This is a genomic window from Massilia sp. CMS3.1 (assembly GCF_051262535.1).
Classification (GTDB): domain Bacteria; phylum Pseudomonadota; class Gammaproteobacteria; order Burkholderiales; family Burkholderiaceae_D; genus Telluria.
The window spans coordinates 38482-50614 of record NZ_JBIMES010000020.1; the positions used below are offsets into that span (position 1 = coordinate 38482).

The window sequence follows — 12133 nt, forward strand, 5'->3', positions numbered from 1 at the left end:
CTAGGAGATGAAGATGAGTGTGTCAAAGACCGCGCCGCATTATTTCGTGCCGGGCCCTTCCATGTGGCCGATGGCCGGCGGCATCTCGATGCTGGTGACGATGCTCGGTGCATCCGGCTGGGTCAACAGCGCCTCCTGGGCGCCGGCCGTCTGCCTGGCCGGCATCGTGGCGATGCTGGTGGTGCTCTACTTCTGGTTCGGCGACGCCATCAAGGAGTCGGAATCGGGGCAGTACGGCCACAACATCGATTCGTCCTTCCGCTGGTCGATGAGCTGGTTCATCTTCTCCGAAGTCATGTTCTTCGCCGCCTTCTTCGGCGCGCTGTTCTACGCTAGAGCGATCTCGATGCCGTGGCTGGCCGATCTCGACCACAAGGTCTTGTGGCCGGACTTCGCCGGCCAATGGGGCAACACGGGCCCTGCCGGCGTGGTCGACGCGTTCAACACCATGGGGCCGTTCCCGATCCCGACCATCAACACGGCCTTGCTGCTGCTGTCGGGTGTGACGCTGACGATCTCGCACCACGCGCTGCGCGCCGGTCACCGCCGCAACACCGCGGTTTGGCTGTTCGCGACGATCCTGCTCGGCGCAGTCTTCATGGGCTTCCAGGTCTATGAATACATGCACGCCTACCAGGAACTGAACCTGAAGATGACCTCGGGCATCTACGGTTCGACCTTCTTCATGCTGACCGGGTTCCACGGCTTCCACGTGACGCTGGGTGCGATCATGCTGTCGGTAATTCTCTACCGTGTGCTGCGCGGGCATTTCACTGCCGACAACCACTTCGGTTTCGAAGGCGCGGCCTGGTACTGGCACTTTGTCGACGTGGTCTGGCTTGGCCTGTACGTAGTTGTGTACTGGCTGTAATTTGACGTCAAGCTGGTATGGCGGGGGACAGCCGGAGCGGCTGTCCCTTGTCGTATCTGGAAGTACGTGATCAGCGGATGCCGGTCGGCTGGATCCAGCCCATCTTGTAGGATGCGAGCAGGATCAGGAACAGCGTGATCGACAGGCCGACGCGCATCGCCAGGGCCTGCACCGTCCGGTTGCTGCGGCCCTTGTCCTTCATCAGGAAGAACAGCGCCGAGCCGAGGCTGGCGATGATCAGGATGAAGGCGATGGCAACGAAGGTTTTCATGGTGTGCCTGGCAATGTCGGAAGGGTTTATTGTAATGCGTTTGGCATTCCGGTTTAGAGTGATCCCGTTTGTGGCGACGGTCGCGTTGGTGCTGCTGGGGATTGTGTTGGGGAACTGGCAGACGAGGCGGGCGGAGGAGAAGCTCGGTATTGCGGCGCGTCTTGCCGAACGGTCGGCGGCGCCGGCGGTGGTGTTGGGGGGCGGTGGTGGTGTGTTAGAGCACGGCCGCGTGGGCACAAGTGCCTTGCGCGGCCCGGCCCACCCTACGAATATCGAATATCGAAGGGTACGGCTTACGGGTGAATGGGTAAGTGCCTGGCCGCTGTTCCTGGATAACCGGCCGTTCAATGGAAGGGCCGGTCTCATCCTCGCGATGCCGTTTAAAATAGCGGGTGCCAGCGGACACGTGCTGGTGCTGCGCGGGTGGTTGCCGCGCGATGCGCGCGAGTACGGGAAGCTGCCCGGCTTTGCCACCCCAGGCGGCACTGTCACCATCGAGGGCGTCGCCACGCTCAGCGCGGGAAACGTGATGCAGTTGGGTACGCCGGGCGCGTTGACACCGGGTTCGCGCGTGCAAAACCTGACGACCAGCGAGGTGGCCAGGGCCAGCGGCCTGGCGCTGCAGCCTTTCTTCGTGCAGCAGACGGGGTCGGGGCAGGGCGAAGGGATGGTACGCGACTGGCCCGCGCCGGCGACGGGCGTCGACAAGCACCGCGGTTACGCGTTCCAGTGGTATGCATTGGCAGCAATGGCTGCCCTATTTTTTGTCATAACGGGATTTCGAAGTGGAAGAAAACAAGGTGGTTGAAGGAACGTCGAACAAGGCCCGCTGGCACGGGCGCCTGAAACTGATGGTGTTGCTGCTGGTATGCGCGGCGCCGATCATTGCTTCGTATGTGACGTATTACATCATCAAGCCGGAAGGGCGCACGAACTACGGCGCCTTCATCGACCAGCGCGCGCATCCGATGCCGACAATGACGAGCACGACGCTCGATGGCCAGCCGGAGACGCTGGAAAAATACGCCGGCAAGTGGATCATGGTGAAGGTGGGCGGCGGCGCCTGTGCCGAGGCTTGCCTGAAACAGCTGTTCGCGATGCGCCAGCTGCGCACCATGCAGGGCAAGAACATGGAACGCATCGAACGGGTCTGGCTGATTACCGATAAGGAGCCGCTCGACACCATGGTGATCCGCCAGCACGACGACGTGCACATGCTGCGCGTACCGCGCGAGCAATTGTCGCGCTGGCTGCCGGTCGAAATCGGCACGAAGCTCGACGACCACATTTTCCTGATCGACCCGCGCAGCAACTTGATGATGCGCTTCCCGAAGGACCCGGACCCGCGCCGCGTGCACAAGGACCTGTCCAAGCTGCTCAAGGCCTCGGCGATCGGATGAGCATGAATGCGTCGACCCTGTTCCAGCTCGCGCTGATGGGCATCTTCATCGCCAGCATTCCGCTGACGATGGTCTGGCTGTCGTCGGATGCGAACAAATACCGCAAGCTGGTCTGGGTGATGGCTTTCCTCACCTTCGATTTGATCGTGTTCGGCGGTTTTACCCGGCTCACCGATTCGGGCCTCGGTTGCCCGGACTGGCCGGGCTGCTATGGCGCGGCCAACCCGTTCATCGCGCACGAGCAGATCGCCGCGGCCGAGGCAGCCATGCCGACCGGACCGGTGACCCAAGTCAAAGCCTGGATCGAGATGATCCACCGCTACTTGGCGATGGGCATTGGGGTGCTGATCATGGCCCTGATGTTCCAGTCGATCCGCCAGTGGCGCAAAACGCACAGCCAAGCCTTTGCCCCGGCGCTGCCGGTGGCGCTGTTTGTATTCGTCTGCATACAGGGCGCGTTCGGCGCCTGGACCGTGACCCTGAAACTGCAGCCGGCGATCGTTACCATCCATCTGCTGCTGGGCATGGGATTGTTGGCCATGCTTGCCTGGCTCGGCGGGCGCGAGGATTACCTGTTGAAACCGCCGGGCCCAAACCGGGACCTGGCCGGCCTGCGCGCGCTGCGTACGCTGGCGCTGGTCGCGGCCGTGGTGCTGGTGGTGCAGATCGCGCTCGGCGGGTGGGTCAGCACGAACTACGCGACCCTGGCCTGCGATGAATTCCCCCTGTGCGACGGCCAGCTGGTGCCGGAGATGGACTTCGAACACGGTTTTACCTTGTGGCGCGAACTGGGCAAGACGGCGGCCGGCAACTACCTGCAATTCTCGGCCCTGGTTGCGATCCATTGGGTGCACCGCAATTTTGCGATTGTCGTCACGCTTGTGCTGGGGCTGGCTGCCTGGCGCGCCAGCCGCCAGCCGGCCCTGCGCGGCACGGGGGGCCTGATCGCGGCAGTCCTGCTCGCGCAGCTCTTCACGGGGATGGCGACGGTGTTCTTCGACTTCCCGCTCGCCATTGCCGTATTGCATAACGCGGGGGCGGCGCTCCTCGTCCTGCTAGTGACCATGTTAAACTACAAGGTCAAGCACCTGCTCGACGTGTCGCAGCGCACCCCCGCGCATGCCCACGTTCCCGCGAACTCGTACCGATGACCACCCAGACCGCCCTCCAACCGACCAGCCGCATCTCCCAATACTGGACGCTGACCAAGCCCCGGGTGACCCAGCTCGCCGTGTTTTGCGCCATCATCGGCATGTTCCTGGCGACCGACGGCTTTCCCGGCTGGCGCGTGCTGGTAGCCGGCACGGCCGGCATCTGGCTGCTGGCCGGTGCCGCCTTTGCCGTCAACTGCCTGATCGAAGCCGAGATCGATTCGCGCATGGCCCGCACCGCGCGCCGCGCCACCGCGAATGGCGAACTGACGCGCAACCAGACATTGATCTTCTCGGCCATCATCGGCGGCCTTGGCATGTTCGTGCTGTATGCCTTCGTCAACCCACTGACCATGTGGCTGACGTTTGTGACCTTTGTCGGCTACGCCGTCGTGTATACGATTTACCTGAAGCCGGCCACGCCGCAGAACATCGTCATCGGCGGCCTGTCGGGCGCGATGCCGCCGGCCCTCGGCTGGGCGGCAGTGGCCAACGAAGTGCCGATGCAGGCCTGGCTGCTGGTATTGATCATTTTCGTCTGGACCCCGCCGCATTTCTGGGCGCTGGCCATGTACCGGCGCGACGACTACGCGCGCTCCGGCCTGCCGATGCTGCCGATCACCCACGGCATGGACTACACCGGCCAGCAAGTGTGGCTGTATTCGCTGGCCTTGTTCGCCACCACCATGCTGCCGTTCGCGGTGCGCATGAGCGGCCTGATCTACCTGGTGGCGGCGATCATCCTGAATATCCTGTTCCTGCGCCACAGCTGGCGCGTGCACAAGCACTATAGCGACGGCAACGCGCGCAAGGCCTTTGCCTATTCGATCCTCTACCTGTCGCTGCTGTTCGCGGCGCTGCTGGTCGACCATTACTTCAGGTTCTGACATGAAACGATTGATCACTGCGGGCATGCTCGCGCTGGCCCTGCTCGCCACCGGCTGCGACAAGCTCGCTTCAAAACCGGCCGCGTTCCAGAATACCGACCTCACTGGCCTCGACTATGCCAAGGGCTTTTCGCTGACCGATCACACCGGTAAAGCGCGCACCCTGGCCGACTTCAAGGGCAAGCTCGTCGTGCTGTTCTTCGGCTACACCCAGTGTCCGGACGTGTGCCCGACCACGATGGCCGAAATGGCCGGCGTGCTCAAGGAACTGGGACCGGCGGCCGATGACGTGCAGGTGCTGTTCGTCACCCTTGACCCGGAACGCGATACGCAGGAATTGCTGGCCTCCTACGTGCCGGCTTTCGACAAGCGTTTCCTCGGCCTGCGCGGCACGCCTGAACAGACGGCGCAGACGGCCAAGGAATTCAAGGTGTTCGTCTCGAAAGTACCGGGCAAGGAACCGGGCAGCTACACGGTCGACCACACGGCCGGCAGCTATGTGTTCGACAAGGAAGGGCGCGTGCGCCTGTTCCTGCGCCACGGCCAGGGTCCGGCGCCGATTGTTCACGACCTGCGCCAGCTGTTATGATTGTCTTGTAAAGACAACTCATCACAGTTCGAATGGAACCACGCTCAGGCAGAAACTACACCCGCATCGCCACGGTCGTCCTGCTGACGCTGGGCTGCCTGTTCGTCCTCAAGCCTTTTCTTCCGGCGATCCTGTTCGCGGTCGCCATCGTCATTTCTTCCTGGCCCCTGTACTTGCGGCTGCTGGGCGCGATGCGCGGGCGCCGCACGCTGGCGGCGCTGACGATGACGCTGTCGCTCACCCTGCTCGTCATCATCCCGCTCGCCACCGTCGCCTACAACCTGGCCGACGACGTCGCCACCACCTTCGGCCAGATGCGTTACGCGCTCGAGCATGGCGAACTGCTGCCCCCGCACTGGATCCGCGAGCTGCCCTTCGTCGGCGAGACGCTCGATAATTACCTGCGCCAGTTAGTGGCCAGCCGCGAACAGATGCTGGCGCTGGCGCGGCGCAATGTCGAACCGGCGCGGCGTTACCTGATGGCGGGCGGGCTGATGCTCGGTACCGGCGTCGTCCAGATGAGCCTGGCCGCTTTCGTCAGTTTCTTCGTCTACCGCGACGGCCATTCGCTGATCGCCGTCACCTCGAGCATGATGACCAAGGTGATGGGAAAAAGCGCCGAAGCGGTCACTGACATCATCAGCCAGACCACCCGCGGCGTCATGTACGGCCTGCTGGGCACGGCCCTGGCCCAGGCGCTGGTGGCGGCGATCGGCTTTGCCATGGCCGGGGTGCCGGCGGTGCCGCTGCTGTCGGTGATGGTGTTCGCCACCTCCCTGGTGCCGTTCGGTCCGCCGCTGATCTGGGGCGGGGCGGCGATCTGGCTGTTCTCGCAGGGCAGTACCGGCTGGGGCATCTTCATGGTGATCTGGGGCGCGGTATTGATCAGCGGCGTCGACAACGTGGTGCGGCCGATGCTGATCAGCCGCGGCACCAGTTTGCCGTTCCTGCTGACACTCCTCGGCGTGCTGGGCGGCCTGATCGCGTTCGGGGTAGTCGGGATGTTCATCGGGCCGGTGCTGCTGGCGGTGGGCTACTCATTGATGAGCGAGTGGGCCGGGACGCGTGATCCGATTGTGGTGCAAAAAGGCGAGGTGTCGTGACGGTCACCGCGGTGGATGCGTTTCGACTGCGCGAATGCCGCACCGCGTGAGGTGCGACAACGGGCATGTTGATCGCGGCAGCATGCGAACGGCAGCCCTGACCGCTTGGTTGTAAGGCCAATGTCGCCTCAGCCGTGGTCGCCCTCGTCCTCGCCGCGTCCCAGGCGCGGAATCACTTTCACCAGCAGGATGCGCGGGCCATTCGTCTTTTTCACCACCACGTCGAACTTCGGGAACTCGATGCGCTGACCCTGTTTCGGGATGTCACCGAGTTTTTCCATCAACAGGCCGCCGACCGATTCGACGTCGTCCAGGCCCATCTCTTCATTGTCGATATCGATCCCGAGCAGGCGTTCGAGCGAATAAATCGGCAGGCTGGCCTTGCCGATATAGGTGCCGTCCGACTGTGGCAGCCAGTCGTTTTCGTTCATCCGGAATTCGTCGCGGATCTCGCCGACCATCGCGCCCAGCAAATTATCGAGCGTGATGAAGCCGACCGGGCGCTTGCCTTTTTCACCGATCAGCGCGAAATGCGGCGCGCCGGTGCGGAAGCGCCGGAAGATGTCCTGCGCGGGCGTCCTTGCCGAGATTGTCTCGACCGGGCGCAGGAATTGCGTCAGGTCGCTGATGTCTTTCCCCGACTGCTGGGCGAAGAACAGGTCTTTCAGATGAATCACGCCCAGCACTTCCTCGCCTTCCTCGTCGAAAAACGGGTAGCGCGAGAAGCGGTTGCGGCGTACCGTGTCGAGGTTTTCCGCGATCGACAGGTCTTCGTGCAGCGCGATCACTTCGTTGATCGGACGCATCAGGTCGGACACGGCCATTTCGGAAAACTCGAGCGACTGGGCCAGGATGTGGCGCTCGTCGTGGGTGAACTTGTCCTTGCCGGAACCGGCGCCGGTGCCCGTATTGGTGCTGGTGTTGGTGCGCAGGATCAGTTTCAGTTCCTCGATCGAATAATGTGTGTCGTGGCTGCCGCTGCCGGCCAGGCCCGCCACGCGCAGCACCCCGTTCGCACTCTTGTTCAGCAACCAGATCGCGGGGTACATGGCCCAGTAGAAACCATAGAGGGGCAGGGCGCACCACAGCGCGACCGCCTCGGGCAGGCGGATGGCGAGCGTCTTCGGCGCCAGTTCGCCGACCACGATGTGCAGGAAAGAGATGACGCTGAAGGCGACGACAAACGAGACGCCGTGGATGACTTCCGGGGACGTCACGCCGACCAGGGCGAACAGCGGTTCGAGCAGGCTGGCAAAAGCCGGTTCGCCGACCCAGCCGAGACCGAGCGAGGCGAGGGTGATGCCGAGCTGGCATGCCGACAGGTATTCGTTGAGCTGGCCGTGGACCTTGGACAGGATGCGCCCGCGCAGGCCGGTGGTCTTGGCAATGGCGCGTACACGGGTTTTGCGCAACGTGACGATACTGAATTCCGCCGCCACGAAGAAGCCGTTCAGGGCGACCAGGAAGAGCGCCAGAACGACAAATATGAGATTTTCCATATAAAAAATGAGTTGATAAAGGGCACAGCTGATGAGCATTGTACAAGGTCCCCCGAACTCAGCCGCCGCCCAGCCCTCCATGCTGCGCGGCCGACAGGATCGCCTCGACCGCAGGATGCTGGATTTTGCGCTCGTTCGAGATCGCATAAAACTGCTCGCGCACCTCGGGAACCCGGCCCACCAGCACCGCCTGCAACTGCTCGAGCAGGTCGCCGGCGAGTGCGGCCGGCGCGAAGAACAGACCCAGGCCGCGCCGGCCAAACGTGTTCAATAAAGCGTTGTCCTCGAACTCGCCGACCACGTCCGGATGCACCCCCTGCAACTCGAACCACTCGTCGATCTTGCCGCGCAATGCATTATTCCTCGTCGGCAGCAGGAAAGGCGCGCCATTCAGTTTTTTCGGGAAATCTTGTGCGTAGGTAGCTGCAAGAGCCGCCGTGCCGACCACCGTCATTTCGCTCTCGAACAGCATATGGCTGAACACGCGCAGCGTGCCGCCTTGCGGCAGTGCGCGGTCGGTCAGCACCACGTCGAGCTTGTGCAGGGCAAGATCGGCCAAGAGCGACTCGTACTGGTCTTCCGAGCAGACCAGGCGCACCGGCGTGGCCAGGCGCGTGGTCGCTTCCAGCAGGCGGTAGGCGGTCAGTTTCGGCAGCGAATCGGAAATCCCGACCGACAGGCGCGTGCGCAGGGTCGAGGTCTGGTCGAGCGCATCCTGCATCTGCTCGCCCAGCAAAAAGATCTGGTCGGCGTAGGTGAGGGCCAGGCGGCCCGCTTCGCTGAGCACGAGGCGCCGCCCCTGCTGGGTGAACAGCGACTTGCCGAGCGACTGCTCGAGCAAGGTGATCTGGCTGCTGACGGTTTGCACGGCAAGGTTCAATCGTTCCGCGGCGCGGGTAATGCTACCCTCCTTGGCGACGACCCAGAAGTAGTACAAATGGCGGAAATTGGTGCCTGCGTTTTTCATCTGTTCTGTTTTTTCGAAGTAATCATTCGATTATCTTCGCTTTTTCAATAAGCTGTACAGCTTTACAATGCGTTCCATCAATTCAACATTGAAGGTAAATTAATATGAAGAACTTTTTAATTGAAAGGAAATCAACATGAAGCACTTTAGAGGATCTTTCCTCGTCACGATCATCTGTCTGAGTTTGGCTGGCTGGTGGGGTTACGAGCACGGCGGCGTGTCGGGTATGCTGACGGCGCTTGGTATCGCCACCATCCTGTCGGTGATGGAAGTGTCGCTGTCGTTCGATAATGCTGTGGTGAATGCCTCGGTACTGAAGGGCTGGAACGAATTCTGGCTCAATCTGTTCCTCGGCCTGGGCATGATCATCGCCGTGTTCGGTATGCGTCTGGTGTTCCCGATCGTCATCGTCGCAGTCGCGGCCGACCTCGGCATGACCGAAGTCTGGAACCTGGCGCTGAACGATCCGAAGGCATTCTCCGGTCACCTGACGGCGCACCATGCTGAAGTGGCGGCATTCGGCGGCATGTTCCTGATGCTGGTATTCCTGAATTTCCTGCTCGACGACGAAAAGGAAACCCACTGGCTGGGCAACTTCGAGAAGAAGCTCGCTTCGTTCGGTAGAGTGTCGTCGATTTCGGTCATGATTTCACTCGCAGCCCTGCTGTTCGCATCGACCTTTGTCGATGGTGCCCAGCGCATGATCGTGCTGGTCGCAGGTATCTACGGCATCCTGGTGTACGTCGGTGTCGACATGATCAGCAGCCTGTTGGAGAAGAGCGAGTCGGATGAAAACAGCAACGTCGGCGACATGGTCAAAACCGGCGGTATCGGTGGCTTCCTGTACCTCGAAGTGCTCGATGCCTCGTTCTCTTTCGATGGCGTGATCGGCGCATTCGCGATTACCAGCGACGTCGTGATCATCATGCTGGGCCTGGCAATCGGCGCGATGTTCGTGCGTTCGATGACGGTCTACCTGGTCAAGAAGGGCACGCTGGATGAGTTCGTGTACCTGGAACACGGCGCGCACTACGCGATCGGTATCCTGGCCGTGATCATGCTGGCCAGTATGAAGTTCCACGTGCCTGAGCTGGTGACCGGCCTGACGGGTGTGGCCTTCATTGCGGCTTCGTTGTGGTCGTCGATTCAGCACAAGAAGAAGCATGCTGCGCTTGAGTCACATGGTGCCAAAGAGCTGGCGTAAGGAGTAGTTCCGGGCGGTGGCGATGTTTGCCACCGTCTCGATGGGGACGCGCCGTACAACGCAAGAACAGCAGCACAGAATTCGCGCAGCGCCCCAAAGGCCGCGCACAAAAAACCGCACGGCGAATGGCAGAACACCAGTTCGCTGAGCGTATTACCCCGGTGTTCAAAAAGTAGTACTTACAAGGAGATACACATCATGGCAATCAGTCTGCAAAAAGGCGGTAACGTCAACCTGTCGAAAGAAGCCCCTGGCCTGACCAACCTGAAAGTCGGCCTCGGTTGGGATACACGCGCCACCGACGGCGCCGCCTTCGACCTCGACGGCGCAGTGTTCCTGCTGAACTCGTCGGGCAAGGTCCGCTCCGACGCCGACTTCATCTTCTACAACAACCTGAAGTCGACCGACGGCTCGGTCGTGCACTCGGGCGACAACCTGACCGGCGCCGGCGAAGGCGATGACGAAAGCGTCTCGGTCGACCTGGCCAAGGTGCCTGCCGACGTCGACAAGATCGTGCTGGCCGTGACCATCCACGACGGCGAAACCCGCCGCCAGAACTTCGGCATGGTCGGCAAGGCCTTCATCCGCTGCGTCAACGCCAGCGGCGACGCGGAAATCGCCCGTTACGACCTGTCGGAAGACGGCTCGACGGAAGCGGCGATGATCTTCGGCGAGGTGTATCGCAACGGCGCCGACTGGAAGTTCCGCGCCATCGGCCAGGGCTTCGCAGGCGGCCTGGGGCCACTCGCCAAGAACTACGGCGTCAACGTTTAATTAAAAAATAGTTACATAAAACCCGCAGGCGGCGTCCATGCATGGAGGCCGCCTGCCAAAAGGAAGCCATTTTAAAATGCCAACTTTTACCGTGACCGGGGATGTCGATCCCTTCTTGCATGTGTCGATGCTGCAGGGCGAGACCATCTATTGCGAATCCGATGCGATGGTGATGATGGAGTCGACCCTTGACCTGAAGGGCAAGATGCGCGGTGGCCTCGGCAGCGCGCTGATGCGCACCTTCGCCAACGGCGAGTCCTTCTTCCAGCAGCACATCGAAGCGACGCGCGGTGCGGGCGACTGCCTGCTCTCGCCGACGCTGCCGGGTGCGATGCAGATCGTCGACGTCGGCCCGAACCAGTACATCCTCAGCGATGGCGCGTTCGTCGCGGCGTCGTCCAGCGTCGAGCTGAAGGTACGCACCCAGAACATCGGCAATGCGCTCTTCGCCAACAGCGGCGGCTTCTTCGTCACCGAAACCGGTGGCCAGGGCCAGGTGGCGGTGTCGGGGTTCGGGTCGATGTCGGTGCTCGACGTCGAGCCGGGCAAGGACGCGATCATCGACAACTCGCACGTCGTGTGCTGGGACAGCACGCTGCGCTACGAGATCTCGATCACGACCGGTACCAGCGGCGGCTTCCTGGGTAACCTGATCAACAGCCAAACCAGCGGCGAGGGCATGGTCCTGCGTTTTTCCGGCAAGGGCAAGGTCTACGTGTGTTCACGTAACCGTGCCGCTTTCAAAGCCTGGATGCAGGCGCCCGCCAAGTAAGCCCGCTTATTAAGGAGTAACGCAATGTCAGTCAGTCTGCAAAAAGGCCAGAAAATTTCGCTCTCGAAAGAGGGCGGCGGTGCCCTGACCCGCGTGACGATGGGTCTCGGTTGGGACGCCATCAAATCGAAGGGCTTCCTCGGCTTCGGCGCGAAGACCGAAAGCGTCGACCTCGACGCCTCGGTCGTCATGTTCGACGAATCGAACCGCCCGGTCGACACGGTCTGGTTCCGCCAGCTGAAAAGCAAGGACGGCAGCGTCGTGCACACGGGCGACAACCGCACCGGCGCCGGCGATGGCGACGACGAGCAGATCAACGTCGACCTCTCGAGCGTGCCGCCGAACGTGAAGTCGCTCGTGTTCACCGTGAACAGCTTCACCGGCCAGAACTTCTCGCAAGTGCAAAACGCCTATTGCCGCCTGTTGGACGCTACCGGCAACAAGGAAGTGGCGCGCTACGACCTGTCGGTGCAAGGCGCGCACACGGCCCAGGTGATGGCCAAGCTGTACCGTCACAACAGCGAGTGGAAGATGCACGCCATCGGCGAAAACGCCAGCGGCCGCACCTTCGACGATCTGATGCCATCGATTACGCCGCATTTGTAATCGTTGTTCGTAGGCGTTCGATAAAACACCGGGGATACG

At 61.9% G+C, this 12133-nt stretch carries 14 protein-coding genes; 11 read left to right on the plus strand and 3 right to left on the minus strand.

The features are described from left to right. The first annotated feature begins 13 nt into the window (after window positions 1-13). Window positions 14-871: a cytochrome c oxidase subunit 3 gene (locus ACHAC9_RS22070; protein ID WP_435763514.1), complete on the plus strand. Its 858-nt coding sequence runs from the start codon at window positions 14-16 to the stop codon at window positions 869-871. Window positions 872-941: 70 nt separating this feature from the next. Here ACHAC9_RS22070 and ACHAC9_RS22075 read toward each other — a convergent pair whose 3' ends face one another. After that, window positions 942-1142 (minus strand): twin transmembrane helix small protein, encoded by a 201-nt coding sequence (locus ACHAC9_RS22075; RefSeq protein WP_435763516.1) that lies wholly within the window; start codon window positions 1140-1142, stop codon window positions 942-944. Between ACHAC9_RS22075 and ACHAC9_RS22080 the strand changes: the two genes are divergently transcribed. From ACHAC9_RS22080 to ACHAC9_RS22105, 6 genes are read left to right on the plus strand one after another with little or no spacing between them, the layout of a single operon-like run. Further along, a complete protein-coding gene (locus ACHAC9_RS22080) occupies window positions 1123-1950 on the plus strand; it encodes an SURF1 family protein (protein ID WP_435763518.1) in 828 nt (275 codons plus the stop codon). The genes ACHAC9_RS22075 and ACHAC9_RS22080 overlap by 20 nt on opposite strands. Then, on the plus strand, window positions 1943-2542 hold the full coding sequence (locus ACHAC9_RS22085) for an SCO family protein (protein WP_435763520.1): 600 nt from the start codon (window positions 1943-1945) through the stop codon (window positions 2540-2542). Before ACHAC9_RS22080 ends, ACHAC9_RS22085 begins: the two co-directional genes overlap by 8 nt. Window positions 2543-2544: 2 nt before the next feature. Continuing rightward, on the plus strand, window positions 2545-3693 hold the full coding sequence (locus ACHAC9_RS22090; RefSeq protein ID WP_435763540.1) for a COX15/CtaA family protein: 1149 nt from the start codon (window positions 2545-2547) through the stop codon (window positions 3691-3693). Further along, window positions 3690-4580 carry a heme o synthase gene (gene cyoE, locus ACHAC9_RS22095; RefSeq protein ID WP_435763522.1) on the plus strand — a complete coding sequence of 297 codons (891 nt, stop codon included), beginning with the start codon at window positions 3690-3692 and terminating at the stop codon, window positions 4578-4580. Before ACHAC9_RS22090 ends, cyoE begins: the two co-directional genes overlap by 4 nt. Window position 4581: 1 nt before the next feature. Further along, entirely contained in the window at window positions 4582-5169 is a 588-nt protein-coding gene (locus tag ACHAC9_RS22100) for an SCO family protein (protein WP_435763524.1), read from the plus strand. A 32-nt stretch (window positions 5170-5201) separates the two neighbouring features. Next, a complete protein-coding gene (locus tag ACHAC9_RS22105; protein ID WP_435763526.1) occupies window positions 5202-6272 on the plus strand; it encodes an AI-2E family transporter in 1071 nt (356 codons plus the stop codon). A 128-nt stretch (window positions 6273-6400) separates the two neighbouring features. Here the strand turns inward: ACHAC9_RS22105 and ACHAC9_RS22110 are convergent, their stop codons facing one another. Both ACHAC9_RS22110 and nhaR read right to left on the minus strand, forming a co-directional pair. Then, window positions 6401-7771 (minus strand): hemolysin family protein, encoded by a 1371-nt coding sequence (locus tag ACHAC9_RS22110; protein ID WP_435763528.1) that lies wholly within the window; start codon window positions 7769-7771, stop codon window positions 6401-6403. Between the two features lie 58 nt (window positions 7772-7829). Beyond that, window positions 7830-8738, minus strand: coding sequence for a transcriptional activator NhaR (gene nhaR, locus ACHAC9_RS22115; RefSeq protein ID WP_435763530.1), 909 nt, complete (start codon window positions 8736-8738; stop codon window positions 7830-7832). A gap of 136 nt (window positions 8739-8874) precedes the next feature. Here nhaR and ACHAC9_RS22120 point away from each other — a divergent pair, with 136 nt between their 5' ends. The 4 genes from ACHAC9_RS22120 to ACHAC9_RS22135 all read left to right on the plus strand — a co-directional run bounded on the left by ACHAC9_RS22120 (window position 8875) and on the right by ACHAC9_RS22135 (window position 12094). Beyond that, window positions 8875-9942, plus strand: coding sequence for a DUF475 domain-containing protein (locus tag ACHAC9_RS22120; RefSeq protein WP_435763532.1), 1068 nt, complete (start codon window positions 8875-8877; stop codon window positions 9940-9942). A 198-nt stretch (window positions 9943-10140) separates the two neighbouring features. Further along, entirely contained in the window at window positions 10141-10716 is a 576-nt protein-coding gene (locus ACHAC9_RS22125) for a TerD family protein (protein ID WP_435763534.1), read from the plus strand. Window positions 10717-10792: 76 nt separating this feature from the next. Further along, window positions 10793-11488, plus strand: coding sequence for a TIGR00266 family protein (locus ACHAC9_RS22130; protein WP_435763536.1), 696 nt, complete (start codon window positions 10793-10795; stop codon window positions 11486-11488). A gap of 24 nt (window positions 11489-11512) precedes the next feature. Continuing rightward, window positions 11513-12094, plus strand: a complete 582-nt coding sequence (locus tag ACHAC9_RS22135; protein ID WP_435763538.1) for a TerD family protein — start codon at window positions 11513-11515, stop codon at window positions 12092-12094. Window positions 12095-12133: the final 39 nt, after the last annotated feature.

Bases quoted from the DNA above. Each gene is read 5' to 3' on its own strand.
- cyoE (WP_435763522.1), top strand. From the start codon at position 3,690: ATGACCACCCAGACCGCCCTCCAACCGACCAGCCGCATCTCCCAATAC.
- ACHAC9_RS22135 (WP_435763538.1), top strand. From the start codon at position 11,513: ATGTCAGTCAGTCTGCAAAAAGGCCAGAAAATTTCGCTCTCGAAAGAG.
- nhaR (WP_435763530.1), bottom strand. From the start codon at position 8,738: ATGAAAAACGCAGGCACCAATTTCCGCCATTTGTACTACTTCTGGGTC.
- ACHAC9_RS22100 (WP_435763524.1), top strand. From the start codon at position 4,582: ATGAAACGATTGATCACTGCGGGCATGCTCGCGCTGGCCCTGCTCGCC.
- ACHAC9_RS22120 (WP_435763532.1), top strand. From the start codon at position 8,875: ATGAAGCACTTTAGAGGATCTTTCCTCGTCACGATCATCTGTCTGAGT.
- ACHAC9_RS22110 (WP_435763528.1), bottom strand. From the start codon at position 7,771: ATGGAAAATCTCATATTTGTCGTTCTGGCGCTCTTCCTGGTCGCCCTG.
- ACHAC9_RS22125 (WP_435763534.1), top strand. From the start codon at position 10,141: ATGGCAATCAGTCTGCAAAAAGGCGGTAACGTCAACCTGTCGAAAGAA.
- ACHAC9_RS22070 (WP_435763514.1), top strand. From the start codon at position 14: ATGAGTGTGTCAAAGACCGCGCCGCATTATTTCGTGCCGGGCCCTTCC.
- ACHAC9_RS22080 (WP_435763518.1), top strand. From the start codon at position 1,123: ATGGCAACGAAGGTTTTCATGGTGTGCCTGGCAATGTCGGAAGGGTTT.
- ACHAC9_RS22130 (WP_435763536.1), top strand. From the start codon at position 10,793: ATGCCAACTTTTACCGTGACCGGGGATGTCGATCCCTTCTTGCATGTG.
- ACHAC9_RS22105 (WP_435763526.1), top strand. From the start codon at position 5,202: ATGGAACCACGCTCAGGCAGAAACTACACCCGCATCGCCACGGTCGTC.
- ACHAC9_RS22075 (WP_435763516.1), bottom strand. From the start codon at position 1,142: ATGAAAACCTTCGTTGCCATCGCCTTCATCCTGATCATCGCCAGCCTC.
- ACHAC9_RS22090 (WP_435763540.1), top strand. From the start codon at position 2,545: ATGAATGCGTCGACCCTGTTCCAGCTCGCGCTGATGGGCATCTTCATC.